Annotated in this window: 22 protein-coding genes and 1 pseudogene; 11 read left to right on the top strand and 12 right to left on the bottom strand. The window is 39.4% G+C overall.

The genetic code is table 11. The features are described 5' to 3' along the window. The first annotated feature begins 111 nt into the window (after nt 1–111). From RE317_RS17770 to RE317_RS17785, 4 genes are all read left to right on the top strand, one after another. Nucleotides 112–1,131, top strand: a complete 1,020-nt coding sequence (locus tag RE317_RS17770) for a DUF6371 domain-containing protein (protein WP_303266219.1) — start codon at nt 112–114, stop codon at nt 1,129–1,131. 293 nt (nt 1,132–1,424) lie between these two features. Beyond that, nucleotides 1,425–1,799, top strand: a complete 375-nt coding sequence (locus RE317_RS17775) for a hypothetical protein (protein WP_007563566.1) — start codon at nt 1,425–1,427, stop codon at nt 1,797–1,799. A gap of 4 nt (nt 1,800–1,803) precedes the next feature. Continuing rightward, nucleotides 1,804–3,003: a relaxase/mobilization nuclease domain-containing protein gene (locus RE317_RS17780; RefSeq protein ID WP_303266220.1), complete on the top strand. Its 1,200-nt coding sequence runs from the start codon at nt 1,804–1,806 to the stop codon at nt 3,001–3,003. Nucleotides 3,004–3,029: 26 nt separating this feature from the next. Continuing rightward, complete coding sequence (locus RE317_RS17785; protein WP_237473910.1) at nt 3,030–3,608, top strand: hypothetical protein; 579 nt, start codon at nt 3,030–3,032, stop codon at nt 3,606–3,608. Between the two features lie 40 nt (nt 3,609–3,648). Here RE317_RS17785 and RE317_RS17790 read toward each other — a convergent pair whose 3' ends face one another. After that, on the bottom strand, nt 3,649–4,455 hold the full coding sequence (locus tag RE317_RS17790; protein WP_250883794.1) for a tyrosine-type recombinase/integrase: 807 nt from the start codon (nt 4,453–4,455) through the stop codon (nt 3,649–3,651). A 231-nt stretch (nt 4,456–4,686) separates the two neighbouring features. On the opposite strand from RE317_RS17790, the gene RE317_RS17795 reads away from it, so the two are divergent. Further along, nucleotides 4,687–5,838 carry a restriction endonuclease subunit S gene (locus RE317_RS17795; RefSeq protein ID WP_308821664.1) on the top strand — a complete coding sequence of 384 codons (1,152 nt, stop codon included), beginning with the start codon at nt 4,687–4,689 and terminating at the stop codon, nt 5,836–5,838. Here RE317_RS17795 and RE317_RS17800 read toward each other — a convergent pair. From RE317_RS17800 to RE317_RS17840, 9 genes are all read right to left on the bottom strand, one after another. Continuing rightward, complete coding sequence (locus RE317_RS17800; RefSeq protein WP_250726663.1) at nt 5,818–6,348, bottom strand: restriction endonuclease subunit S; 531 nt, start codon at nt 6,346–6,348, stop codon at nt 5,818–5,820. The two genes, RE317_RS17795 and RE317_RS17800, sit on opposite strands and share 21 nt — an antisense overlap. Before the next feature lie 11 nt (nt 6,349–6,359). After that, nucleotides 6,360–7,931: a restriction endonuclease subunit S gene (locus tag RE317_RS17805; protein ID WP_308821665.1), complete on the bottom strand. Its 1,572-nt coding sequence runs from the start codon at nt 7,929–7,931 to the stop codon at nt 6,360–6,362. A 15-nt stretch (nt 7,932–7,946) separates the two neighbouring features. Next, on the bottom strand, nt 7,947–8,444 hold the full coding sequence (locus RE317_RS17810; RefSeq protein ID WP_237473918.1) for a hypothetical protein: 498 nt from the start codon (nt 8,442–8,444) through the stop codon (nt 7,947–7,949). A gap of 2 nt (nt 8,445–8,446) precedes the next feature. Continuing rightward, nucleotides 8,447–8,926 (bottom strand): Fic family protein, encoded by a 480-nt coding sequence (locus RE317_RS17815; RefSeq protein ID WP_117878453.1) that lies wholly within the window; start codon nt 8,924–8,926, stop codon nt 8,447–8,449. Beyond that, on the bottom strand, nt 8,919–9,935 hold the full coding sequence (locus tag RE317_RS17820; protein WP_007563582.1) for a hypothetical protein: 1,017 nt from the start codon (nt 9,933–9,935) through the stop codon (nt 8,919–8,921). The genes RE317_RS17815 and RE317_RS17820 overlap by 8 nt, the downstream gene beginning before the upstream one ends. Before the next feature lie 15 nt (nt 9,936–9,950). Further along, a complete protein-coding gene (locus tag RE317_RS17825; protein WP_009038143.1) occupies nt 9,951–11,459 on the bottom strand; it encodes a class I SAM-dependent DNA methyltransferase in 1,509 nt (502 codons plus the stop codon). Between the two features lie 2 nt (nt 11,460–11,461). Next, nucleotides 11,462–13,777, bottom strand: a complete 2,316-nt coding sequence (gene hsdR / locus RE317_RS17830) for an EcoAI/FtnUII family type I restriction enzme subunit R (protein WP_303266223.1) — start codon at nt 13,775–13,777, stop codon at nt 11,462–11,464. Nucleotides 13,778–13,791: 14 nt separating this feature from the next. Continuing rightward, entirely contained in the window at nt 13,792–13,998 is a 207-nt protein-coding gene (locus tag RE317_RS17835; protein ID WP_303266224.1) for a helix-turn-helix transcriptional regulator, read from the bottom strand. Between the two features lie 98 nt (nt 13,999–14,096). Continuing rightward, the gene (locus tag RE317_RS17840) at nt 14,097–14,840 is read right to left on the bottom strand and encodes a hypothetical protein (protein ID WP_022331791.1); all 744 of its coding nucleotides are present in this window, start codon (nt 14,838–14,840) and stop codon (nt 14,097–14,099) included. A gap of 425 nt (nt 14,841–15,265) precedes the next feature. Between RE317_RS17840 and RE317_RS17845 the strand changes: the two genes are divergently transcribed. After that, on the top strand, nt 15,266–16,372 hold the full coding sequence (locus RE317_RS17845; RefSeq protein WP_117873194.1) for a haloacid dehalogenase-like hydrolase: 1,107 nt from the start codon (nt 15,266–15,268) through the stop codon (nt 16,370–16,372). Nucleotides 16,373–16,531: 159 nt separating this feature from the next. Here the strand turns inward: RE317_RS17845 and RE317_RS17850 are convergent. Together RE317_RS17850 and RE317_RS17855 are read right to left on the bottom strand one after the other, a co-directional pair. Next, a pseudogene (locus RE317_RS17850) lies at nt 16,532–17,250 on the bottom strand (hypothetical protein). Nucleotides 17,251–17,266: 16 nt separating this feature from the next. Then, entirely contained in the window at nt 17,267–18,808 is a 1,542-nt protein-coding gene (locus RE317_RS17855) for an RNA-binding domain-containing protein (protein WP_117873200.1), read from the bottom strand. A 487-nt stretch (nt 18,809–19,295) separates the two neighbouring features. Between RE317_RS17855 and RE317_RS17860 the strand changes: the two genes are divergently transcribed. The 5 genes from RE317_RS17860 to RE317_RS17880 all read left to right on the top strand — a co-directional run bounded on the left by RE317_RS17860 (nt 19,296) and on the right by RE317_RS17880 (nt 24,911). Then, entirely contained in the window at nt 19,296–20,231 is a 936-nt protein-coding gene (locus RE317_RS17860) for a site-specific integrase (protein WP_005842489.1), read from the top strand. A 296-nt stretch (nt 20,232–20,527) separates the two neighbouring features. Next, nucleotides 20,528–21,178 (top strand): UpxY family transcription antiterminator, encoded by a 651-nt coding sequence (locus RE317_RS17865; protein ID WP_005840564.1) that lies wholly within the window; start codon nt 20,528–20,530, stop codon nt 21,176–21,178. 17 nt (nt 21,179–21,195) lie between these two features. Continuing rightward, on the top strand, nt 21,196–21,630 hold the full coding sequence (locus RE317_RS17870) for a BT0820 family HAD-type phosphatase (RefSeq protein ID WP_005840562.1): 435 nt from the start codon (nt 21,196–21,198) through the stop codon (nt 21,628–21,630). A gap of 25 nt (nt 21,631–21,655) precedes the next feature. Further along, nucleotides 21,656–22,456: a polysaccharide biosynthesis/export family protein gene (locus RE317_RS17875; protein WP_005840559.1), complete on the top strand. Its 801-nt coding sequence runs from the start codon at nt 21,656–21,658 to the stop codon at nt 22,454–22,456. Nucleotides 22,457–22,493: 37 nt separating this feature from the next. Continuing rightward, nucleotides 22,494–24,911 carry a polysaccharide biosynthesis tyrosine autokinase gene (locus tag RE317_RS17880; protein ID WP_303266225.1) on the top strand — a complete coding sequence of 806 codons (2,418 nt, stop codon included), beginning with the start codon at nt 22,494–22,496 and terminating at the stop codon, nt 24,909–24,911. The last annotated feature ends 9 nt before the right edge of the window (nt 24,912–24,920 follow it).

The raw sequence follows: 24,920 nt of genomic DNA on the forward strand, positions 1-24,920 counted from the left end.
CACCTTTTGCAGTTTGCAGTTGTTGCAGTTTGCACTTTGCGCTGACATAGGATTTCTGCAAAACTGCAATAAGTGCAAACTGCACGGACTGCAATAACAAAATGAAGAAGTATGGCTGAATATAGATTTTCTCTTCAAAAATATAAGCGTGGGTCAAAACTTTCATGCCCGAAGTGTGGAAAGAAACAATGTTTTGTCAAGTACATAGATAGCCAAGGAGAAATAACTTTTCCTGATTATGTAGGCAGATGTGACCATGAGCAATCTTGCCAATACCATTACACTCCATCGGATTATTTTCATGATAACCCAATGGTAGTGGATTACAACAAGGATAACTTCATTGAAGCCGATAAGCCTAAGCCCAATTTACTGCCTCCAACCTCTTTTGTTGACAATGAACTAATGAAACGTACTCTTACTAACTATGGTATGAATCCATTGTACATCTACCTGTCTGGGGTGTTGGGTAAAGATGAGACTTCTCAGATATTCCAACTATATCATGTTGGCACATCAAAGAAGTGGGGCGGTTCTACTGTCTATTGGCAAATTGATTGGCAAGGTAATGTACGAACAGGGAAGATAATGTTGTATGATGCAGAAACAGGACATCGGACAAAAGAGCCAAGAAGTTATGTTAGTTGGGTACATACAGAACTGAATCTCCCAAACTACAATTTGAAGCAATGTTTGTTTGGCGAACATCTGTTATCTGAGAATCCGACCAAACCTGTTGCTATTGTGGAAAGCGAAAAATCCGCATTGATAGCTACCCATTATATGCCGGAATTTATATGGTTGGCAACAGGTGGAATGCATGGATGCTTCAAGTCTGACGTGGTAAGTGTATTGAAAGGTCGGTCGGTTATGCTATGCCCGGATTTGGGTGCAAGAGAGGTTTGGCAAACCAAGATGGCTTTACTCACTTCCGTATGTTCTAAAGTTGTATTGAGTGATAGTTTGGAACAATGCGCCACAGACGAACAGCGCAAGAACGGACTTGATATTGCGGATTTCTTATTGATGACTGAAACACCTGCGATGATACTTCAAAAGATGATAAAGCGAAATCCAAACCTACAAACTTTGATTGACTGCTTGCATTTGGAACTGGTGGATTCCGGTTAGTGATGTGTTTTTGGAGAAGCCAAACTAAGGGGAAAGTAAAACTATTGATTATCCAAATGGATATAGGTGACAATAGCCACTCTTAAAGTTGACAGACAAATGGCATAGTTCGGACAAAGACAATGCTTGCATTAAGGTATGTAATGCCCCATTTTTAATGGGTATTCTATGCAAGAAGTACCACCGTCCGACAAAATGGTTTCACTCATTTGTCGTCTTGGAGGCTTCTTGCATTACTCGCAGGCTCGCAATGGATAGAACATTTTATTAATAAATTCCAGTTATAAACGCTTATGGATATACAACAAAACAATGGAAAACAGGGTGTTCGTACTCGTCATATAGACATTCGTCTGACTGAAAATGAGTATGAAATGATAGTAGAAAAAGCTGCCGAATGTGGACTGACACTTAGTAACTACGGACGAAAATTATTGCAAAATCACCATCCAAACAAACGACTTTCAGACGAGGAAGTACAAGGATTGAACTCTTTATCGGATGCACGAGCCGACCTTATCCGCATTCAGAATGTACTCAAAGGTAAACCTGATGAGATTAAAAAACGATATTTCCGAGATGAGAATTATATGCGTGCTTGGATAGAGGCAGTAAATAGGCTTATTGTCCGATGGGGACAAATACGAGACAGTATAAATCAAATTTGAAATTATGATAGCACAAGGAAAGGCAATTTCTCATGGAGCAAGAGCCATTGAGTATTCTATGGAAAAAGATAAAGCCCAGTTCGTTAAGGTGCATGACTTGCCAGAAAATATAGAACCTTTGGCTATGTGGTCACGGATGATGCAACACCAGCATCAATGTATGAAAGACAGATATAATCCGAAGCCCATAAAGCTGAACGCACTGCGCTTTGAAATATCTCCAGCCAAAGAAGAATCGGCAGGATGGACAATGACGGATTGGCAGAATTTGGCGGATGAGTTTATTGCAGTACTTGACGGCATTGACCGAAGATGTGGCAAACCAGATAGTCATCTTAAACCGACCAATATCAAAAATAGCCAGTATGTTGTTTCGTTACACACCGACAGCAAAAGTGGCATCCCTCACTTGCATATTGTAGCTAACCGCATAGACAATATGGGCAAGACAAACGATGCGCATTATATTGGTGAACGTGCCGTTCATGCTGCCAACATCATCAATGAGAGACGTGGCTGGGTGCAATCCGTGCAACGTCGTGATGAGAATATTCAGCAAATCAGTGAAGACTGCATCGCAATATTGAAAGCTATGCCAGAATTTGATTGGGAAACTTATAGCCAAATGTTAAACGCTAAGGGGTACGATATTAAGTTGATAAAGGACGATAAGGAAGTGGTCAAAGGGTACGCTATACGAAAAGGGAACTCTATTTATAAATCCTCGATATTGGGTAAAAGTCGAAAATTGATGCCATCAAAAATTGAAGCGACTTGGGTGGGATTACATGCTTCTGATAAACAAACTGCAATTCAGTCAAAGGAAGTATGTACTCAAATGATGGCGCATAATAATAAAGAGGTGATGCCACAATCAAAGCCTTCTATTTACCACTATTCCATAACAGTGGATGGAGAACAACTCGAGGTTGATATACCAGATATGGTTAAGTCTGTCTTTGACGAAGAGTTTGGAAGCCTTGATGAAGAAGTGAAACAGACCAATTTATTCAAAGTTGCCGCCTTACTATTTGCCGGATATTTGGATGCAGCCACTTCTATGTCATCTTCATGCGGAGGTGGTGGCAGTCCCGGTAGTGGATGGGGTAAAGACAAAGACGAGGATGAACATAACTGGGCAATCCGTTGTGCAAAAATGGCAAAATGGCTCTGTAAGCCCATTAAGCGTAACAGAAGCAGATAGCATTTCATTTATAACCATACAACACTATGCGTAAAAGTAAATTTGACCAATCTCCTTTGCCTGTGCAGGATAGTAAGTACATGAATCAGGATGACAATATTAGTGAAATAGAAAATCGTGTAGAATTTGACACCGAATTTGTCAATCTTACAAATCAGATAGAGGACATCAAAGCCGCTATTCAAGAATTGGAACAGATAAAAGCCTGTGTAGATTCTTCAATGGAAGCCCTTGAAAAATCAACACAAACTCTCAATGCAGCTATAAAAAAGTCCGATAATATAGCCAATGCTATTTGTCGCACTTTTATTCAAGTAGAGAATACTGTTATAACTGTAAAACTTAGCGAAACGGATAAATCCATCCTCGCTGAATATCGCCACAAATTGATTGAGGAAGAAAAATGCCTATTTGAAAAACAAATGGCTGAGTTGAAAGCTACTCATGAAAAACATTGGAAAGAAGTTAATAGATTTGCGAAATCTTATACTTCGTTTTCTCTTAATGGCTGGATAGCAAAAATCTCCGTTATTGGATTTTGGATATTATATGCATATTTCTGTTTGACATTGGGAGGATGGATAATATATTCGATGTGTGTTTAGCGGAATTAGGAAGGATGGACGAACCACCCTTCCTAATGTCTCACCAAGTTATGACCTTATCAACAATCTCTTGTTGTTCGGCACTACTGCGTCTCAAATAAATGCGAGTGGTTTCTATGCTTTCATGCCCCATCAGATCGGCAAGCAAAGAAATATCGTTGAACTTCTCCAAGAAATTCTTGGCAAAGCGATGACGGAACGAGTGAGGGTAAACTACTTTTTCATTCAAACCGTATTTTGAAGCATAGTTTTTCAACTGTTGAGCAATACCTCTGGTAGTGATACGTTCACCGAAGCGATTGAGGAAAAGATAGCCCGTGGTACGATTTGCCTTGTTTAACCATTCTGTTGCCTCCTTGCGTAAAGCTTTCGGAATGTAGATACGGCGTATCTTTCCACCTTTGGTGTAGATGTCGAAATAGCCTATCTGCACATGCTCCACCTTCATTTGTATTAGTTCGCTGACTCTTGCTCCGGTGGCAGCAAGGAAACGAACCACGAAATACCATTCTTGATTTTCCTCTTTCTTAAGTTTGTTCTTTAGGAAAACATAGTCGGCATTGCTGATTACATTTTCCAAGTAGCTACGCTGTTGTACCTTGACGGATTTAAGTCTCAGACGAGATTTCCCCATGCAATCAAGATACTTGTTCATTGCCTGAATACGAAGATTTACAGTTTTAGGCTTGAACTTCTCAATGAGATAAGTTTTATAAACAAGCAGATTGCGCTTGTTCAGTTCCTTGTGTTGGGAATAGTATTCTCTTACGGCATAGAGGTAAGCCGCGACCGTATTCTCCGCCATATTCCCTTGACGAAGATACGTTTCAAAATTTTCAATGCTCATGTCTGATACATTATTAGTTAAACAATTCGCTATCATTAATAATGTATAGCATCCACAAATTCATTGAGTTCCTATTATGAGAAGTTTCTCGCTACTGGGGAGGTGAAGTGCATTGATGACGAGATTCCGTTTGAGATTCCACAGGGGTGGGAATGGGAAAGATGGGGTAATATTGCATTGTCAATCCAATATGGATATAATGCCCCTGCCCTTGAACGAGGTGATATAAAGATGGTCAGAATCAGTGATATTCATGATAATGTAGTTCAATGGGAAAATGTTCCATTTTGCAATATAGAAGCTTGTGATATTGATGCTTATCTACTCAAAGAGAATGACATTCTTTTTGCAAGAACTGGTGGAACCGTGGGTAAATCATTTTTAGTTCAGTCTGTTCCTGAACCAGCCATATATGCTGGCTATCTCATAAGAACAAGATATTCACAAGAGTTGTGTCCACAATATCTTAAAGTGTTTATGGAAAGCCAATTGTATTGGGAACAATTGAAGTCAGGAACCATTGCTACCGCACAACCCAATTGTAATGGAAAAACATTAGGAAGGATGCTTTTACCAATTCCTCCGAAAGCAGAGCAGTCTCGTCTTGTGCAAAAATTAACAAGCCTTACTCCTATGTTTCAGCGGTATGCTAAAGCCCAGCAGGATTTGGACAATCTCAATGAAAGTATAGACGATAAACTAAAGAAGTCTATTCTTCAAGAAGCTATTCAAGGTAAGCTTGTGCCACAGATTGCAGAAGAAGGAACTGCCGGAGAGTTACTAGAACAGATAAAGCAGGAGAAACTACACTTAGTCAAAAAGGGTAAGCTAAAGAAGTCTGCTTTGATTGATTCTGTTATCTACAAAAGTGACGATAACAAGTATTATGAGAGGATAAACGGGCAAATCATTGAAATTGAGCTTTCTTTTGAATATCCCAATAGCTGGACTGTATTACGTTTGAAAGATATATGCCAACTAATAGACGGTGAAAAGAGAAACGGAAAGGGCGTTTGTTTGGATGCAAAATACTTACGTGGAAAATCATCATCAGCCATCGTAGAGAAAGGAAAATTTGTCTATGCTGGGGATAACATCATTCTTGTAGATGGTGAAAATTCCGGTGAAGTTTTCTTGGTTCCACAGGATGGATATATGGGGAGTACGTTCAAACAACTATGGCTTTCTTCAGTCATGTGGAAGCCTTATGTATTGGCTTTCATCCTATTCTACAAAGAGGAGTTGAGAAATTCAAAAAGAGGTGCGGCAATTCCGCACCTCAATAAAGAGTTATTTTATAATTTGCCTATTGGCATTCCACCATTAGCAGAACAGCAACGTATAACAGAACGGGTAAATGAATTATCGCAGTTGCTCAAATAGTTTTTCTATTTGGGTAACAATGCGATATTGCTCTTTTAGTGGAGGCAAAGGTATTAAGTGCTCAACCAGTTTCACACGAGAAATATTAGGTTGGGCACCACCTTCTCCTTTCTTTATGAAAGAATCTCGGCTTGCCATAAGGAAATAAAATAGATACCAATTATAAATCAAATAAGGAGTACAACCACAACAGGCTTGATTTGTAGTGAGTTCCTTACCTACGATTGCTAATTTTCCAATAGTAGCACCATACATTGCAATAAGGACATCCCCAATTTTATTCATACGTAAAGAGCAATCCTGAAAAGCCTTCTGCGTAACTTTTTCCTCAGTATCATACACTATCCCATTATTCAGTTCTCCAGTTTTAAGCCATAGAATTTTGCCATTATAATAATTCGCATCACCTCGTTGGGGAGTTGAGCCAGCACCCCAATTTCCAATTTGCCCCATCCTTACCCAAACCCAATTCTCAGGAATTTCAAAAGGTATCTGTTCTGTTATATCCAAGCATTTTTTGTTTACCTGCTCATAATACTTGCTAAGTTATATAACTTTTCAACAATTCGTAATTGCTCTTTAATCGAAGGCAGAGGGATTAAAAAGTTACTAATATCTGCCATTGAAATATTATCATTAGTTGAGTTTTTTTGTTTGCTAATAAACTCTTTGATATGTGGAGCTATTATAACAAAATTAAGATAATCAACACTAATCCATAAATTTCGTATTCTGGCAACACGTTGATTCAACAAAAACTCATCTTCTGGTAATTCTCTAACAAACAAACTTTTGCCAACAGTGCCTCCAGTCATAGCCATAATAATATCAAATTTTTGGATTCTATATATATCTGATATTGGAGTTCCATTGTATCTAACAATCTTCGTATTAACAAAACCTTGTTCACTGATGTCAGAAATGCGTATCACACGTTTACCTAATTCTTCTTTTAATGAGCTGCTTTGAAAAGCATAACCTCCTGTTATATCAGAGATACTACTTAATCTTACCCATGCCCAAGAATCAGGTATTTCAAATGGTATCTCGTCAGTAATATCTTTTTCGTTTTTACCATTCTTCTCCCAATACTTGTTATCGTCACCTTTGAATATAATAGAATCGGTTAAGGCAGACTTCTTTAGTTTACCGTCTTTGACAAGTTGCAATTTCTCTTGCCGTATTTGTTCGAGTAATTCTTGTGCTGTACCTTCGTCTGCAATCTGTGGAACAAGTTTTCCCTGTATTGCCTCTTGGAGAATAGACTTCTTTAGCTTATCATTGATTGAAATATTCAACTCTTCCAAGCAGTCCTGTACTTCGCTATATTTTTTTATAAGTGGCAAGAGTTCTTCTAATTTGGCAACAATTCTCTTTTGTTCGGGAAGAGGGGGAAACGGTAATAATAATCCTTTTAAACGATTCGCTGAAAGTCCAGGCATTGCAGTTCCTACTGAAGCTAAGTTATTGCTTTCTTTTAATAGGTAGATAAAGTGATATACATATTCGCAAATGCCATTTACACATGGGCGTAATCTATGGACATGATTTTGAAGACAAATATCATAATCATAGTTCCAAATTGCAGAACGACCGTAACCTGCACCACCTTCACAAACAAGCAAATCGCCTTTTGTAGCAGAACATGTTTTTATTTCTTCCTCTGTAAAATTCATAACTTTTACATTATCAAGGATGAAATATCCCCAATATAGATTGGATGTTGTAATAAATTTCTGTGGTGTTCCGCCATTCTTATTACTACCACTTTGCTGCTTTCCACTTGTATGATTGAAGATGTTGCCAATGCGTGTCCATTCCCACCCCTGCGGTATCTCAAACGGAATCTCCTCGTCAATGCATTTCACCTCTCCAGTAGCGAGAAACTTCTCATAATAGGAATTGTAGTCACCACGGTAAATGATTGATTCGTTTTTGTCTTTCTTGATTTTCTTTTCCTTGACAAACTTAGCTTTTTCTACCCTGATGCGTTCAAGAAGCACAGATGCTGGTTCGTCATTAGGATCTTGCGGTACAAGTTTCCCCTGTATCGCCCACTGGAGTATGCTGTTTTTTAATTGCTTACCGTTCATTTTATTCTAATTGACTTAGAAGTTTTCGTCTTTTTGTTTTTCCTTCAGATAGAACTGATATAACTTTTTTCCTATCTTGTCTTTTTTGAAGGTACGTTCATGATTCATAGGTGTCATAGACAACCGAATTTTTGCCACACCTTCATTCAAGATTTCAAACTGCTGTGGAGTAATTCTGAATTGAGCAGTAGAACTTATTTCTGTAACGGGGATTACAATATTTCCACTTATAACACCAGCAGATTGACTTCCATTCCCAATCACAGTTCCTCTTAATTCAAGATATTTACCTGTGAATGTCCGAATTTTCATAGTTGGTTCAGCGAGAAAATTCATTCTGTCTGAACGCACTGTTGCTACTATCGAATAAATGGTGTCTTGCTTAGCTACACTGTACTTCATATTGCAACCTTCGGCTGCAAGTGCTTTATAAGTATAACCTACTGTTTGTGCTTTAGCGTTGAGTCCTAAAATAATACAAAACAGTAATAATATAATTTTTATAGTTTTCATATTTAATCTTGTTCGTAATCTTCGCCTTGTATTCCTAATTCGCCCTTACTCATGGCATTGGCAATATCTATTTTCAGTTCCTCGTCATAGTCTTTACTTGTCAAAAAGCTATTGACGATACGCAGCAACAAATCTTGGTCGATATTCGATGCTGCCACATGGTAAATGATAGATTCCAATGTACGCATACAGATGCAGGCGTGCCAGTAGTAGTTGTTCTTGTGTAAGAAGTATGCGCCTAAAGTCAATGCAATACGCTTATTCCCATCATTGAAGAAATGCCCGGAACAGAATCTATACATCAGATAGGTTAGTTTGTCTGCAAAGGTTGGATAGTATAAATCATTTTGCACAAAATCCAATGTTGCACGAATACCACCTTCATCACGCACTCCTTCAAAACCACCATCGCTGGCATCAATCATTTTGCCATAGATGTTTAAGGCTTCATCGTAATCTATGTAAATAATTTCCTTACTCATCTTCTGCCTGCTTTAAGCGTTTAAGCACATCTTTGTTATCAGCTAAGATACGGTCAAAATCAATAGACTGGTCACCGATGAATCGTTCAAACTCTTCAGGAGTAACAGCTTGCAGATAATCTGCTATATTACCATGATACGCATCCCGGAAACTGAAATCCCTTGAAGCCATTTTGGTTCTGGCATCATTTAAATAAGGTTTCTGCATCGGATGTTCGGCAAGTTCATTCACAATGCGCTCTACCTCGTCAATGGTAAGTAACCTGCCACCATTTTCTTTAAACCGTTCACTGAGAGCTGCCCCCACACCGTTTTCAAAAGAAGAAATAACCAATAAAACCTCTGAATACAGCGTGTGTCGAACATTGTCTTTGGAATCCAACTTCAATACTTCCCGATACTCCTTAGCATTCTCCTTGAATACAGCCTTATATATAAAGTCTGTAATTTGAGGATATTTGTATGTGGGATGTCCGTCCACATATTGATTGATGGCAGAAGTGAGATTCTTGCGATAGTTTTCTTCTGTGATTGCAGCAGGAAGATAATGTACATCCCTGCGGTTTATGTATTTTGTTCCGCCACCCGTCTTTTCATTGATGGTGGTAATCACGAAATCCAAGATAAGGCTACGTACTTTTTTTGCTTTCTCACTCTCTGTAAGCAACATACCCATATCCAAGAATGAGCGGAAATTAAACAATCCAAGTTGGGTCGTTTTGCTCCCGACATTTATGACGGGAGCAAATTGTAACTTTAACTCTTTCAGATGTTTACCTTTACATAAAACATAACCGTTAGCTGCTAATTCATCTGAATGTTTTTCCAAATAGCGTTCTATGGTTCGTTCTTCTACTTCGTAGAAATCGGCAACCATTTTTTTTGTAAAGCGATACTCTCCCTCAAAGAGCATTCCTTCAATGTCAAGATGCTCCTGTACTTTGCTGACCGCAAAACGGTTGTTAAGTACATTTTGTCTTTCTATGTTTGAGATGGTCAAATCTTTCATATCACTTCACAATTATCAGTTACACGATTTTATGTCAATGCCGAGAATCTTTTGAATTTCGGAAAGCGTTTTGTCTATTTCATGGTCGAGCGCAGCACGTTTTTCAAAATACTGTTTGAGCAGTTCTGCTGGAGGGAGTATTTCTTCTTCCTCTTTCGGGAACTTACATTGATCAAAATTGCAATCCAAGTCTATCAATTGTTGGGCAGTGAACACACGGCTCTTTTCACCCACTTCGTCACTGATAATTTCTTTCCTGTCTTTCCACCATTCCTGAATAGGTAGGGTATGCTCCACCTTCATTGGTTTGGTCTTTGAGAAGTGTTTGTACCCTTCCGGCATATCAAGACGATAGAACCATGTTTCTTTGGTCTTGAATCCTTCTTCGCAACCTTCGGCTTCTTCATTATTAAAGAAAAGGATGTTGGTTGCAATAGATGTGTATGGAGAGAATATAGAACCCGGCAAACGGATGATTGTATGTAGATTGAACTTGCGAAGGAGATTTTCTTTAAGTGCAAGTTTTGCTCCATCCGTACCAAATAAGAAACCATCAGGGATAATCACACCGCACCGTCCACCAGCTTTGAGGCGATACATGATAAGGGCGATAAACAAATCCGCAGTTTCACTTGAACGGTACTGTACTGGGAAGTTGCTTTTTACGCTGTCTTCCGTGCTACCACCATACGGAGGATTCATGCCGATAACATCAACCTTGTCGCTTTCCTTGAAATCAGTAACATTCGTTCCAAGCGAATCACAGTTGGTTATGTTGGGAGCTTCAATATCATGGAGCAGCAGGTTTGTGATGCTCAAAAGGTAGGGCAACGGTTTCCATTCCTGACCTACAACGGCATTTTGCAGTTTTTCTCCATCTGCCGCAGAGCCAATATTCCTGCCCATATATTTAAGTGCCGAGGTGAGGAAGCCTCCCGTTCCACTGGTGAAGTCGCCAAAGGTTTCGCCCAATTTCGGGTCGAGCATCATCACAATAAAATCAGTCAATGCACGTGGTGTGTAGAACTCTCCGGCATTTCCTGCCGATTGCAGATCTTTCAAAATTCCCTCATAAATATCTCCGAATGTGTGACGGTCGTCAGCATCGTCAAATTCGATTTCGTTTACAATGTTGACCACTTGGCGCAGAAGCGTTCCATTCTTCATATACTGGTTCAAGTCTGCAAATGTTTCTTGAACAATGCTTTTAGCTCTTGGGGTATTGGCATCTATCGGGAGATTCTTCAAGGTAGGAAACAGTTTCTCATTGACGAAAGAGAGTAGGGCTTCTCCAGTCAATGCTTCACCGTCTTTTTTATCTATTGCCCAGTTACGCCAACGCAAATCCTCGGGGATAATGGACTTGTATTTCTCATCTTTCCATTCCCATGTTTCTTCTTGTGTGTCATAGACTTTCAAGAAGAACATCCAAGTCATCTGTTCAATTCTTTGTGCGTCACCATTGATACCTGCGTCTTGACGCATGATATTCTGGATTCGCTTTATGATATTATTTACTGCCATTTTTAAGCTGATTTATATATTTGATATTCCAATTCTTTGATGGCTTGTTCAAAAGCGACTTTGCCACCAAATAGTTTTATGATTTTAGTTGGTTTCCCTATGCTGTTGAATGGAGGAATCTCCAAAATATTTGCCTTTTCAAAGTCAAGAATACCATTCTCCGCATATTTGTCAAGAAGAGCCTCCAATACTTCACGAGCCTTGCCTTCGTACTTTCCGAAGTAGTTACGTTTCTTTACATTGTTAGCCCTTTCTTTCCTCGTCAATGGTGATTGGTCAAATGCAACGTGACATATCACATCGAAGATATCGGCATCTTTCAATGCCGGATTTGCTTCACGTACTGCGTCTATCAAGATGGCATATTCCTTTAACTCATCCATAACCGCCTGTTTGCGTTCTGCTTCAGTCCACGTTTGTACGAAATCATCCAAACTTTGATAGTGTCGCAACAGTTGCTTTCTCGCAAAGGACTGAACGCTTTCCGTTCTCATGGTTTTGCCATCCTCTCCCAAAACAGATACTATCTCATGAGCAATACGAATATCCTTTCCATTGATAAGATACTTTTCACGAGGTTCGTGAGCTGTTGGAGGATTTGAGGGAACAGGCGGATATGGCTTCGGCTTTTTTTCACCGCCTTTGGGTGGTTCAGGGTCGCCGTCAAATGACGGGTCTTTGAATTTTGCGGTAGCATTGCGGAAGTCGAGGATTTCCAGATGCCACTTGCCTTTGTCTTTTCTAAGTCGTGTGCCACGCCCGATGATTTGCTTAAATTCCGTCATAGAGCCAATTTCTTTATCAATGACGATTAAGCCACAAGTTTTGCAGTCCACTCCTGTAGATAGAAGTTCGGAGGTAGTAACAATTACCGGATAAGGTTCGTCAACACTGATAAAGTTGTCTAACTGCTTCTTCCCCTCTTTGTCCTCTCCGACAATGCGTGTTACGTAGTAAGGAGATTTTTTACATAAATCGCTATTTATGTTGATAAGCAGTGTTCGCATTTCGGCGGCTTCCTCAATATCTGAACAGAACACGATTGTCTTTGTCATACGACCGATGTCGTATAACATTTGGGTAATCCTGTGTGCTACTACTTTACGCCTTAACTTAATGGCAAGGTCACGACCTATATTCTGTCTTTGATATAATTTCTGTTCAATCTCCTTTCCTAACAAATCTATTTCACCTTCATCGGGAGTCCAGCCCTGCAAATCAACGTTGATGAAGTCGGCAGTAACCCGATATGGAGCCAAGAAACCATCTTGGATTCCTTGAAGAAGGGAATAGGTATATACCGGCTCTCCGAAATAATCCAAGTTGTTTGCTCCTTCATCAGCTTTCGGGGTAGCAGTCATACCGATTTGGGTAGCCGAGCTGAAATACTCCAATACTTTGCGCCATGCAGAATCGTCCTTTGCGCTACCACGATGGCACTCGTCAACGATAATCAAATCAAAGAAGTTTGGCTGCACCTCCAAAAACGGATCTGGCTTGCCCTCTTTTCCAACCAGTTGGTGGTATAACGCCATATATACCTCGTATGAGGAGTCAATTTTCTCTTCGCCTTCCCCAACAGAAGTTATCTTAGTCATAAACTTCTTGAAAGGTTTGAAGTCTTGCACCATTGTTTGGTCAATGAGGATATTTCGGTCTGCAAGATAAAGAATCTTTTTCTTTGCTCCGCTTTTATGGAGACAATGGATAATCTGGAAAGCAGTGAAAGTCTTACCAGTACCGGTAGCCATTACGACAAGTACACGCTGTTGTCCTCTTGCAATGGCTTCCACTGTACGGTCAACCGCTATACGTTGGTAATATCTTGGCTCATGGCTATGGGCATCATAATAAAACGGTGTTTCTATTATGTTAAGTTCATCCGATGTATAGTTCTTGGATGCAAGATAACGATTGTATAATTCCTCTTCTGTCGGGAAATTCTCTAATTTGATTTCGGTTTCTTTCCCTGTGATAAAGTCATGTTCCAAGAAAGCATCACCATTACTGGAGTACGCAAATTTCAAGTCAAGGATTTGGGCATAATCCATAGCTTGTTGAATACCACCCCCAACGGCATGTTTGTTATCTTTAGCTTCTACCACTGCAATGGGCTTACCATTATGGTATAATAGATAATCAGCCTTTTTGCCCTCTGCTACTGAATGTTGGTTGCCAACAACAAGTACTCGACCATCCGTGAAATAATACTCTTCACGCATATTTACGCTTACAGCCCAGCCCTTTTGTTGGAGTGCAGGGGTAATGAACAAGGTGCGTATCTCTTGTTCTTTGAGTTCTTTCTTGTTTACTTCCATGATAATAAATTGTTTTAAGATTTATTACTGCTAACAATCAAATCTTTCACATCAATATCAAGAACATTAGCTATATCATTAAGGATTTTGAGGTCTGGTTGAACAGAATTACTACACCATTTACTCACAGTGCAATTGGATTTACCAATCTGTTCTGCAAGCCATTTTCCTGTTTTTTGTTGTTCTGCAAGTACGACTTTTAGTCTGTTCAAATTAGCCATGAGGTAAAACGTTTTAATTCAAGAGCAAATTTATATAAATACTCTGATAACATAAGCAACTTCCGATAATAATTATTATTTGGAAGCGAAAAAATGGCTTAGATACCGTATTTCGACAGGATATTTTCGTCAATTTCAATTTTATGCCGACCTGTTGTAGTTCGCAGATTCTTTCTTACGGTGTCAAACGTGGAGTTAGTGAACCATTCGGCAAATGTCGCCATCACAAATGATGTAGTTACATCTCCACCTATATTATATTGGAAAGCGATGTTCCAAGCAAAGTTCTTTAAAGAGATTTGTGTGAGCGAACTATGTTTCTTAATATGAATCTCGGTCATGGAAAGCACTTGACGATTAGTCACAAAATAGCGGACAGATTCGCAAATTTGGAAAATCTCTGTTTCGTCCAAATCAAAACGCTTGAATGTGTCTCGTGTATATTTCAGGATAGCATTTAATTTCTCGTCTTCTTCTCTTTCTTTTTGTTGCTTGTATTGTTGTTGCTCATGCTGGTATTCATAATGGAATAATTCCATACGCCTTTTTTGTACTTCTACACAATCTTGGGTATGTAAGGATGCAACAGCCGAAGTCTTTTTATCTGTCACTTCATCGGCTAATGCCAAATGTGACAAAGGAGTTTCTATAATGTATCTTGCTATAGAGATGCAAAGATGATATAGAAGTTTCAGTATCACATATCCGACAGCCATAACGAACGGAAGCAAACTCATTCGTATGCTAAGCATATTGCATATTTGAAATGCAATCATTGAAGCCAGCAACACCGCAATGACCTCTATTGTCAAAGAATGGAGTATATATTGTTTTTGCTTCATGCCTATTGTTTTTTATTTCTCAATGCAAAGGTATAACACTTTTTCATAAAAAACGAAAGAAAAAAAATAGATACCGTTTTGCAAATCAATAGCTTATGAAAAGAAAAGCATAATAAGAGAAAATATCGAAGACTATCTGAAAACAAGAGAAAATAGAAATCGCCAAAAATAGTATAGTTAAACTAAGTTAAAGTTTTTTGCGGTAGCTTTTCTATTCTCGCTAAGGCTGAAATATAGAGTAAACGAAGTAAAGTAATCATATTTGTACCAAGTTATATATAATACACTGATATACAGCAGTAATTGTCTTTGAGGAAGTCAAATAATAAGTAATTCAAAGTAGTAAAGTAAGAAATTACTGAATAGATAAATCATAAATGAGGCATAATTAATAGTAATTGTGTCTCATTTTTTTATTATAGCATATGAGTAAAGAATTTATTAGAAAAACAAAGGAAAGTAAACCAGTTGTTGCAATATGTTATGACTTTGATAAGACATTATCACCAGATGACATGCAAGCGCAAGGGTATATACAATCTGTTGGGGATGAAGTCGAATCTTTTTGGAAAGAGTCCAATGGGTTAGCTGAAGAGAATGACATGGATCAAAATTTGGCTTACATGTTTACCATGATTCAGAAAGCGCATGGAAAAGTCATATTTAATAAAAAGGCATTAATGGATTATGGGGCGAAAGTACAATTATTCCCCGGTGTTGAGACTTGGTTTAAGCGCATTAGAGACTATGGCATGGAAAGAGGAGTTATTGTAGAGCATTATATCATTTCATCAGGTCTTAAAGAAATGATAGAAGGTACAAAAGTCGCTAATGAATTTGAAAAAATTTATGCCAGTTCCTTCTATTATGATAAAGATGGTGTTGCTCAATGGCCAGCACAAGTTATTAATTACACGAGCAAGACTCAATTCCTTTTTAGAATAGAAAAAGGGACATTAGATGTGAATGATTCAGGTGTCAATGACTATTTTAAACCAGAGGACATTCGTATTCCTTTCAGAAATATGGTATATATAGGTGATAGTGATACGGATATACCTTGTATGAAACTCATTAATTCTTATTCAGGTCATTCTATTGGAGTTTATAATCCAAAAACAAAAGATAAACGAAAAGTCTATAAAATGATGGAAGATAAGCGCATAAAATATTATACTCCTGCAGACTATACAGAAGGATCTGAATTGGACAAATTAGTCAAAACCATTATTGATACAACTGCATCGAATGAAAAATTGATGGCTGTCCATTATATAAATAAGCAAGAGCAGGTAAGCCATAATGGACAGATAGATAATAAGGAAGACAAAGAAAAAGAGAAACTTATTATGGATTTGGAAAATAGCAACAGTTTTAAACAAATTCATTCAATAATTTCAGAACTTAAGAAAATCAAGAACTGGACTTTAGAAGAAAAGAAGCAATTAAAGATTATAGCGGAGAAGAATAAGCAGATTTCTTATATAATGAAGGATGGTGATGTTGCCTCTTTCTACTCATCTCTTGAATAGACTTAAGATTTTTCTATCAACTGTCCTCCTGATTCAAAATAGCTGACGGCAAAAAGTCGTACCTGACGGAGAACCACGTTTCTCCATATAATCCAATTGAGTAAACATATGCCTTGAATGGGGAAATTAAATTAATTGCCAAACGCTAGTGTTCCGGTTTTAATGTGACACTAGCGCTGTTGTTTCTTTTTCTCTTCTCTCCCTAACCTTTTCTAATCCCGGCATCTTTTTGCCAATACACTTTCTCCAGCAGGAAAATAGAGAGGAAAAATTTTCATCAAAAAACTCACAATTTTACTACGGCTTTTATCCATATTGTAAAAAGCAGAGCAGACAAAGTACATTAGTTCTTGCTGACTACATGTTTCTTTGGGCTGTATGTTTATTGAGGGAGCAACTATCAAGTCATGTTCAGCAAATGATAGAGCACTGGCAAGTATAGCTTCCTGTTCTTCTTCAGTAAATACCTTGATTTTTTCTGTTAACCATTCAAGCTCTCCTTGCTGAAGTGCTTGTTGCTTTTCGTTTTGATGTTCCAATAGGATTGCCACATTTTCTTGTTGCTTTTCTGTCAAGGCGTTTTCCAATGCTTGGTTCTTTCGTTTAAGAACATTGAATTTTAGCAAAGCAGCAATGTACATACAGAAATATCCTACTGCAATATCGAATATTAGGACAAGCAGATAATTGTTACTTGAGTTTTGTATGCCACCAGCCATATATTCACTAATAGGGATAACAGCTAATAGCATGATAATGGCTATTGCATAAAGCACTCGGTATCGCGTTTTATGGTTTACCTGTGGCAAAGAGGCAAGCAAAAAGGCGATAATCAAAACGGCTATGATTGCAAAGAGTGGTATGAAAGAGGTCTCCATAGGTTTGTTGTTCTGTTTATGGTTTAACAATAATGCGCCAATAACCAGCCTTGTCTGAACCTTCGTGAACCAAAATTCCCATACCCCTAAGGCTCTTGATATTTTTCTCTATAGCGCGTTTAGTTACACCAATCTTGTTGGCCATATTATCAGCTGTGATTGAAGGATCTGAAATAACGAGGTCGATTATCTTTTGTGCAGTTTTACTGACTTTCTTCTGTGTTTCCGATGTATCTCCGAACTTATCCGCATTTACACCGAACTTTTCGACCGAACTTTCTTCATTTACACCGAACTCTTTTGTGTTTACACCGAACTTTTCGACCGAACTTTCTTTGTTTACAGGATACTTTTCGAGGGTACTATTTACCCTGTTGGCTACTTCTTCAACAGGCATTCTTCCGTTGTCACCCCAGTTCAAATTATAGAATGTGGTGTAGAAAGAAGTCGCTTCCGTTTGATATTGCGGCTCTTTACCTTGCAGGAAATTGGGTAGCTTCTCTGTAAGCTCTCGCATTTTGCGTAAACCGGAACCACGTTTCTCCATATAATCCAACTGTGTGAACATGTCTGCAATGACAGGGTTACGGCGCATGGACGGCACTTTGTATATGTCACGGTCTTGAATCTGTGTTCCGTCAAGCATTGCGCCCGGTGATACCAGTTCCACTCGGTCATCGTAAATGTCAATATGTACTTCGCCACCCATTACCGTATAATCTCTATGGATAAGATGGTTTACCAATCCTTCGAAGATAGCACGGTCTGAATAGTCGGGGAGGTTTAGACGATAGTTCGGCATCTTCACCCAACCACTCATGGTATAGTTCTTGATGAAGTCCATGCCGTATTTCAATAGCAATACAAGGTTAGCCCGATGTTCCACGGAACTGATGGCATCATCTTTATAGAGTCCAGTCCAACGGGTACAGAAAATACGTGATTGGAATACGGTACAATTATCCACAAACAGCAATCCGGCATTGGTCAGTTTGCCGTCAGGAGTTACTAGTCCGAATGATTCCAGATACTTGTCATTCCATTCCTGATGGGTTTGCTCACGGAAAGTATTGGCGAGAATGATGAAAGAATGTTTGCTGGCATCCACTTGGGTAGGCAGTGAATCCCAAGTCATGTGCGTACCTTTCAATACCAATGAAAGAAGCTGTTGCGAATTACACTCCACGCTTTCATTGCCAACTCGTACATATGCGGTACGTGTCCCATCCTGATAATAGTAATAAGGTGTAAGCGTTCCTGCCTTTACTTTCACTTTAAGCAAGGTATGCCCTTCGTGTTCTATCGGAATAAGTTGAACTTCCGGAACAGGGTCAAGTCTTGCCTTTATCATTTCGCTGATAAAGTCGGCATCGGCTTGTGGATTCTCTAAACCTACAATCACTCCATTATCGTTCACTCCATAGAACAAACTGCCACCATCCGTATTGGCAAAAGCCGATACAGATTTAAGCCATGACTTCACCTTCTTACGTTCCAGCATTTCCTTGAAATCGTAAGCCGAGCATTCCGCTATCAATGTATTGTTTTGAATTTGCATCGTTTCCTTATTGTTGTTTGGGTATAACATCCCAATATCATACACAAAGGTAAGGATAAAACCGAAGAATCTGTTAAAAACATCGCTTTCTTTTGATTTTTATGCGTTTATGTCTCGTTGTTTATGAATAAAAATCGTACTTTTGTGAGCAAGAGCGTGTGTTGCTTATGGATGCTTATTTTCGGGTTTGTGTTATATTTGCAACACGTGTACGCAAGTTGCTGATAGGTATATCATGTTGATTTTGAGGAAGTGAAGTAATTCCGATAAGGATACAGATAATAAATAATAAGCAAAAGCGTGCAGTTTATCAGAGCTGCGCGCTTTTGTATTTTTTATTGTTATATACTTGTCGATATAAGAACACTGAGTTCTTTCTCTTTAATTCTAAAGAATCTATTTGCCATTACAAGTATTTAAGTCCTCATTAAAATATAAATCATGATATTATATTTTTCTTTGATGATTTATTTAATTAACCTAGGTAATGGCAAATATGAGATTAGTAAAATTAAAGAACCGTCCGAGTAAGGGCGTTTTCGTTTTTGAATACATGCAGGAGCAGATAGAGCGTCTTAGAGGGCAAGGAAAAGAACGGACAGTCGAAACATATCAGTCCGCATTGAACAGCTTCATGAAGTTCCGTGACGGCATAGACTTATGTTTTGATGAGATGGATGCAGATTTGATGGAACATTATGAAACGGAGATGCGCTCCACTCACCATTTAAGTCGTAATACCACCTCTTTTTATATGCGTATTTTGCGTTGTGTGTATCGTAAGGCAGTGGGTGAGGGACTGGCCCTTCCTGCAGATCCTTTTGAGAATGTATATACTGGTGTGGACAAGACCTCAAAGAGAGCTGCCACCCTGACAGATATCAAACACATCAAGCAGTTGGATCTTTCCGATCATAAATCATTGGAATTTGCACGAGATATCTTTCTCTTTTCTTTCTATATGCGAGGAATGTCTTTTATAGATCTTGCCTATTTGCGTAAAAAAGATCTCAATAGTGGCTTTGTGAGTTATAGCCGTCGTAAAACAGGTAAGAAACTCATTATACGGTGGGAAAAACAGATGCAGGAGATTATTGACAGATACGGAGATTCGGAAACACAATATCTTTTACCTATTATAGAACGAGAAGATGGCACGGAGCGCAGACAATACCGGAATAAAATGTTGCTGGTGAACCGTAAGCTGAAGAAGATTGCAGCCCGGGCAGGATTGACCACACCACTTACTATGTATGTGGCGCGCCATTCCTGGGCAAGTATAGCTAAGACGAAAAACATCTCGATTGGTATTATCAGCGAAGCGATGGGGCATGATTCAGAAACTACTACACAAATCTATCTTTCGTCTATACAGACTAATCAGATAGATAATGCAAATAGAAATATTTTAAAAGATCTATAAGAAGGGGAATATTTGAATTATTTTGAAATTAGGACGCACTCTTATATAGAGAGCGTCTATCGGCTGCAAAGGTATAGATTTATTTTCATTTTCTAGCATTTACAGACTGTAAACTGATAAAAAAAAGTTTTTTCTCTCTATATATATAATAAACTTATGGGCTGATTTTATTCATACAACTTACTACATAAATGGAAATCAGAAATTTAAGAAATCGGACGCTCTCTATATAAGAGTGCGTCTGTTTTTAGTCGGATTATTCCACTATGAGTATTGTAAATAACAAGGGCAAAGACATGCCACAACAAATTTTGGGAACGACGGTTCAAAAGACCGACGACGCCGTAGGCATATTCCGAAATGATCAGGAAAAAAAGCATTGGTATGTGGCTGTTGTAAATAACAGAAGTGAAAAAGCCTGTCAGGATAGATTACGAAAACGTTTGAAAAACGAAACTGATAGTGAGAAAGCTTATGAAGTTTATGTCCCTATCCAACAGGAGATGAGTATTCGTCATGATGGTAAACGTAAAAAAGTGGACCGTATTGTTTTCCCTGCTCTTGTGTTCATTCGCTGCACAGATTCAGTAAGACGGAAAGAAATAGTCTGCCTTCCTTATATAAAACGTTTCATGGTTAACATAGCCGGTTCTTCCCGAAATACTTGCCGTCCCGTAGCTATTATTCCAGATCATCAGATGTACAGCTTGATGCGTATGGTCAATGATGCCGAAGAACACGTCACTATTGAGTCATGCCCTCTGCATTTGGGCGATCGTGTCCGTGTAAACGGTGGCAAACTGGTAGGGTTGGAAGGGAATATATGTCGTGAAATAGATGGTTCTACTAGTCTGGTTGTAAAAATTGATATCCTTGGATGTGCTAAAGTTACCATTGCTAGAGAATTGCTGGAACCTATAGCGGAAAAAAACTCAGTTAACATATAATTATATATTGACATACAATGACCATAGCAGTAGACTTTGACGGTACTATTGTTGAGCACAAGTATCCGGCAATCGGCAGGGAGTTGCCGTTTGCCATTGAGACATTGAAAAAATTGCGTGACGAACATCACAGGTTGATTCTATGGACAGTGCGTGAAGGGCGTCTGCTTGACGAAGCTCTTGCCTTTTGCCGTGATCGCGGTCTTGAATTTTATGCCGTGAACCGCGACTATCCGGAGGAGGAGAAAGGGCGTAACAATCATTACTCACGCAAGCTCAAAGCCGATCTTTTTATAGATGACCGCAACTTGGGAGGCCTTCCCGATTGGGGTACTATTTATGGAATGATTCATGACGGAACCACTTTTTCGGATTTGATACGTAATGCCGGTGAATCTCCTGTTTCGGAGAATCACGGCAGAGGTCTTTTTTCGCGCCTGTTTGGCAGATGATTGAATAATAAATGAAAAAACTGATATGAAGACTTTAAAGAAACTATTATTGTTTGTTGTGGCATCCGCCTTGTTGGCAGGCTGCACCTCCTATAAAAATGTACCTTACATGCAGAATCCCGAGGTAGTGAACAGTTACAGGGAAGATCTTCCCCTTTATGATGCAAAGATTATGCCGAAAGATTTGCTGAGTATAACTGTGAACACGAGTGATCCTCAGGCTGCCGCTCCTTTTAACCTGACAGTACAGACTCCTCTGAATGCAGCCCTGACCAATATTAATACTACCACACAACCCACTCTCCAGCAATACCTGGTAAATAACAAGGGTGAGATAGATTTCCCCGTTATCGGTCGTCTGAAGGTAGGCGGCCTTACGAAAAACGAGGCGGAAGATTTGATCCGTGAGCAATTGCAGCCCTATCTGAAAGAGAGTCCTATCGTTACAGTCCGTATGGCAAATTACAAAATTTCGGTATTGGGAGAGGTGAACCGTCCGGGTACTTTTACCGTAGGAAATGAAAAGGTAAATATCCTTGAAGCCCTTGCCATGGCGGGAGATATGACTGTTTATGGCGTCCGTGACAATGTGAAACTGATTCGTGAAGATGCAAAAGGCAAGCGTGAGATTATCAATTTGAATCTTAATAATGCAGAGCTGGTTGTATCTCCCTATTACTACCTGCGCCAGAACGATATCATCTATGTAACGCCCAATAAGACAAAAGCCAAGAACTCGGACATTGGCAGCAGCACCAGCATATGGATCAGTGCTACATCCATTTTGGTATCTCTTGCAAGCCTTCTGGCAACCATCTTGAAATAAAACTCATAAATATAATTGTTGATTACAAACTGTTGATATGACTGACGAACAGAAGAACACCCCTTCGGGTACCGAGCAACGTGAGGAGAACGTTGATCTTTATGCCTTGTTTTTTAAATACTTTGCCTATTGGCCGTGGTTTGTAGCCAGTGTGCTGGTTTGTATTATATCTGCTTTCATCTATCTCCGTTATCAAGCTCCTGTCTATAATGTTGATGCGGCCGTACTCATCAAAGAAGGTGACAAGAAAGGTGGAAGCAGTAATAATCCTATGGGAGCCCTTCAGGATCTGGGTATGTTCTCCATGACTAACAATTTTGACAATGAGGTGGAAATCCTGAAGTCAAGAACCTTGATTAAAAAGGTGGTGAATCATTTGAATTTGTATATTTCAGTGGCCGAGGAACGTATGTTCGGCTATAACACTCCTTTATATAAGTCCACTCCGGTAAAAGTTTATATGACTCCTGAAGAGGCAGACAATCTGGAAGAAGGAGCCAAGCTTCATCTAAAATACACCATGAATGGAAAATTGGATGTAAAAGTGGAATATATGTTTGACGAGGAGAAGCAGGAGACTGAGGTAAGTTTTGACAGTATTCCGGCTGTTTTCCCCACTCCAGTAGGAGTTTTCAGTTTTACAAAGAACGACTCGGTCCCACCTTTGGAAGAAGATATGAATCTAGTGGCATACGTTAATTCTCCTACAGATGTGACGGAAAGTTATGTAGAGAATTTGTCAGTGGAACCCACTTCGAAGACTACCACAATTGCTGCCATCAGCTTGCAGAATACGGTAAAGCAGCGCGGTATCGATTTCATCAATTGTTTGGTTGACTTTTATAATCTGGACGCGAATGACGAGAAGAATGAAGTGGCTCAAAAATCCGCAGAGTTTATAGACGAGCGTATTGGCATTATCAATCGGGAGTTAGGTACTGCCGAAACGGAACTTGCCGATTTCAAGCAACGCTCCGGATTGACCGATTTGACCAGCGATGCCCGTCTGGCTTTGGAAGAGAGTTCGAAATATGAACAGCAGCTGACCGAGAATGCCACCCAGTTGAGACTGGTGGAGTCCTTGCGTAACTATGTGAACAATCCGAAGAATGCAAACGAGGTGATTCCCGCTAATGTAGGGTTGCAGGACCAGAATTTGGGTTCTATCATCAACCAATATAACACGATGCTGATCGAACGCAAGCGTTTGCTCCGTACCTCTTCCGAAAACAATCCTGCGGTAATCAATATCAATACGGGCATCGAGTCCATGCGGCACAATGTGCAGACTACCGTGAACAGTGTACTGAGAGGGTTGCAGATAGCGCAGTCCAACCTTGAACGTCAGGCACGGAAGTTTGAAGGCAGGATCAGCAGTGCGCCGCAGCAGGAGAAAGAATTTCTTACTATCTCCCGCCAGCAGGAAATCAAGGCGACCCTTTACATTATGTTGCTTCAGAAGCGTGAGGAAAACGCAATAACCCTGGCATCCACTGCTAATAACGGACGTATCATCAAAGCTGCTCTTCCTAGTAAAAAGCCGGTTTCTCCTAAGAAGAAGATAGTTCTGCTGGCTGCCTTTGTATTGGGTATGGGTATTCCTGTAGGTCTTATTTATTTGAAGGATTTATTAAAATATAAGATAGAGAATGCCGAGGATGTGGAGAAGATAACGGATGTTCCTATTTTGGGTGAGCTTCCTTTAAGTAAGAAGCCCGAAAAAGGTGCCATTGTGGTTCAGGAGAATCAGAATGGTATGATGGAGGAGGCTTTTCGTGGTCTGCGTACCAATATGTTGTTCATGCTTGGTGCCAGTCAGAAAGTGGTGCTTTTTACATCCACACAGCCGGGTGAAGGTAAGTCTTTTATTGCTGGAAATACGGCAGTCAGTCTGGCCTATATGGGTAAGAAAGTTGTTATTGTGGGTTTGGATATCCGCAAGCCGGGGCTGAATAAGGTCTTTAATCCGTCCCATCGCACGGAAGGTATTACCAATTATCTGGCTGACCCCGAGCATACCAATCTTTTTGATATGATACAACATTCGGATGTAAGTCCTAATCTTGATATTCTTCCGGGTGGTCCTATTCCTCCCAATCCTACAGAGTTGATGGCGCGTACGGTACTGGAAGATGCAATAGAGAAATTGAAAGAGCGTTACGATTACATTATTCTTGATACGGCTCCTATTGCTATTGTGACCGATACTGCTATTGCCAGTCGTGTGGCTGATATGTGCGTGTATGTGTGTCGTGCAGATGTAACTCCGAAGTTGGGGTATCAGTATATTAATGTGCTGCGGGATCAGAAGAAATTCGATAAATTGGCTACGGTTATTAATAGCATTGATTTGAATTCAAGAAAGAGTGGCTATGGGTATGGTCATAAATATGGCTATGGATATGGGCACAAATATGGGTATGGCTATGGTATGGACAATAGCAAAAAAGATTGATAAAAATAT

Origin of the sequence: Phocaeicola sp. GP0067, from assembly GCF_031119655.1 — a bacterium.
GTDB classification, from domain to species: domain Bacteria; phylum Bacteroidota; class Bacteroidia; order Bacteroidales; family Bacteroidaceae; genus Phocaeicola; species Phocaeicola vulgatus.

What these genes read in the sequence shown, in the direction of transcription:
- RE317_RS17770 (WP_303266219.1), top strand. Translation starts at nt 112, where the DNA reads ATGGCTGAATATAGATTTTCTCTTCAAAAATATAAGCGTGGGTCAAAA.
- RE317_RS17775 (WP_007563566.1), top strand. Translation starts at nt 1,425, where the DNA reads ATGGATATACAACAAAACAATGGAAAACAGGGTGTTCGTACTCGTCAT.
- RE317_RS17780 (WP_303266220.1), top strand. Translation starts at nt 1,804, where the DNA reads ATGATAGCACAAGGAAAGGCAATTTCTCATGGAGCAAGAGCCATTGAG.
- RE317_RS17785 (WP_237473910.1), top strand. Translation starts at nt 3,030, where the DNA reads ATGCGTAAAAGTAAATTTGACCAATCTCCTTTGCCTGTGCAGGATAGT.
- RE317_RS17790 (WP_250883794.1), bottom strand. Translation starts at nt 4,455, where the DNA reads ATGAGCATTGAAAATTTTGAAACGTATCTTCGTCAAGGGAATATGGCG.
- RE317_RS17795 (WP_308821664.1), top strand. Translation starts at nt 4,687, where the DNA reads ATGGTCAGAATCAGTGATATTCATGATAATGTAGTTCAATGGGAAAAT.
- RE317_RS17805 (WP_308821665.1), bottom strand. Translation starts at nt 7,931, where the DNA reads ATGAACGGTAAGCAATTAAAAAACAGCATACTCCAGTGGGCGATACAG.
- RE317_RS17810 (WP_237473918.1), bottom strand. Translation starts at nt 8,444, where the DNA reads ATGAAAACTATAAAAATTATATTATTACTGTTTTGTATTATTTTAGGA.
- RE317_RS17815 (WP_117878453.1), bottom strand. Translation starts at nt 8,926, where the DNA reads ATGAGTAAGGAAATTATTTACATAGATTACGATGAAGCCTTAAACATC.
- RE317_RS17820 (WP_007563582.1), bottom strand. Translation starts at nt 9,935, where the DNA reads ATGAAAGATTTGACCATCTCAAACATAGAAAGACAAAATGTACTTAAC.
- RE317_RS17825 (WP_009038143.1), bottom strand. Translation starts at nt 11,459, where the DNA reads ATGGCAGTAAATAATATCATAAAGCGAATCCAGAATATCATGCGTCAA.
- hsdR (WP_303266223.1), bottom strand. Translation starts at nt 13,777, where the DNA reads ATGGAAGTAAACAAGAAAGAACTCAAAGAACAAGAGATACGCACCTTG.
- RE317_RS17835 (WP_303266224.1), bottom strand. Translation starts at nt 13,998, where the DNA reads ATGGCTAATTTGAACAGACTAAAAGTCGTACTTGCAGAACAACAAAAA.
- RE317_RS17840 (WP_022331791.1), bottom strand. Translation starts at nt 14,840, where the DNA reads ATGAAGCAAAAACAATATATACTCCATTCTTTGACAATAGAGGTCATT.
- RE317_RS17845 (WP_117873194.1), top strand. Translation starts at nt 15,266, where the DNA reads ATGAGTAAAGAATTTATTAGAAAAACAAAGGAAAGTAAACCAGTTGTT.
- RE317_RS17855 (WP_117873200.1), bottom strand. Translation starts at nt 18,808, where the DNA reads ATGCAAATTCAAAACAATACATTGATAGCGGAATGCTCGGCTTACGAT.
- RE317_RS17860 (WP_005842489.1), top strand. Translation starts at nt 19,296, where the DNA reads ATGGCAAATATGAGATTAGTAAAATTAAAGAACCGTCCGAGTAAGGGC.
- RE317_RS17865 (WP_005840564.1), top strand. Translation starts at nt 20,528, where the DNA reads ATGCCACAACAAATTTTGGGAACGACGGTTCAAAAGACCGACGACGCC.
- RE317_RS17870 (WP_005840562.1), top strand. Translation starts at nt 21,196, where the DNA reads ATGACCATAGCAGTAGACTTTGACGGTACTATTGTTGAGCACAAGTAT.
- RE317_RS17875 (WP_005840559.1), top strand. Translation starts at nt 21,656, where the DNA reads ATGAAGACTTTAAAGAAACTATTATTGTTTGTTGTGGCATCCGCCTTG.
- RE317_RS17880 (WP_303266225.1), top strand. Translation starts at nt 22,494, where the DNA reads ATGACTGACGAACAGAAGAACACCCCTTCGGGTACCGAGCAACGTGAG.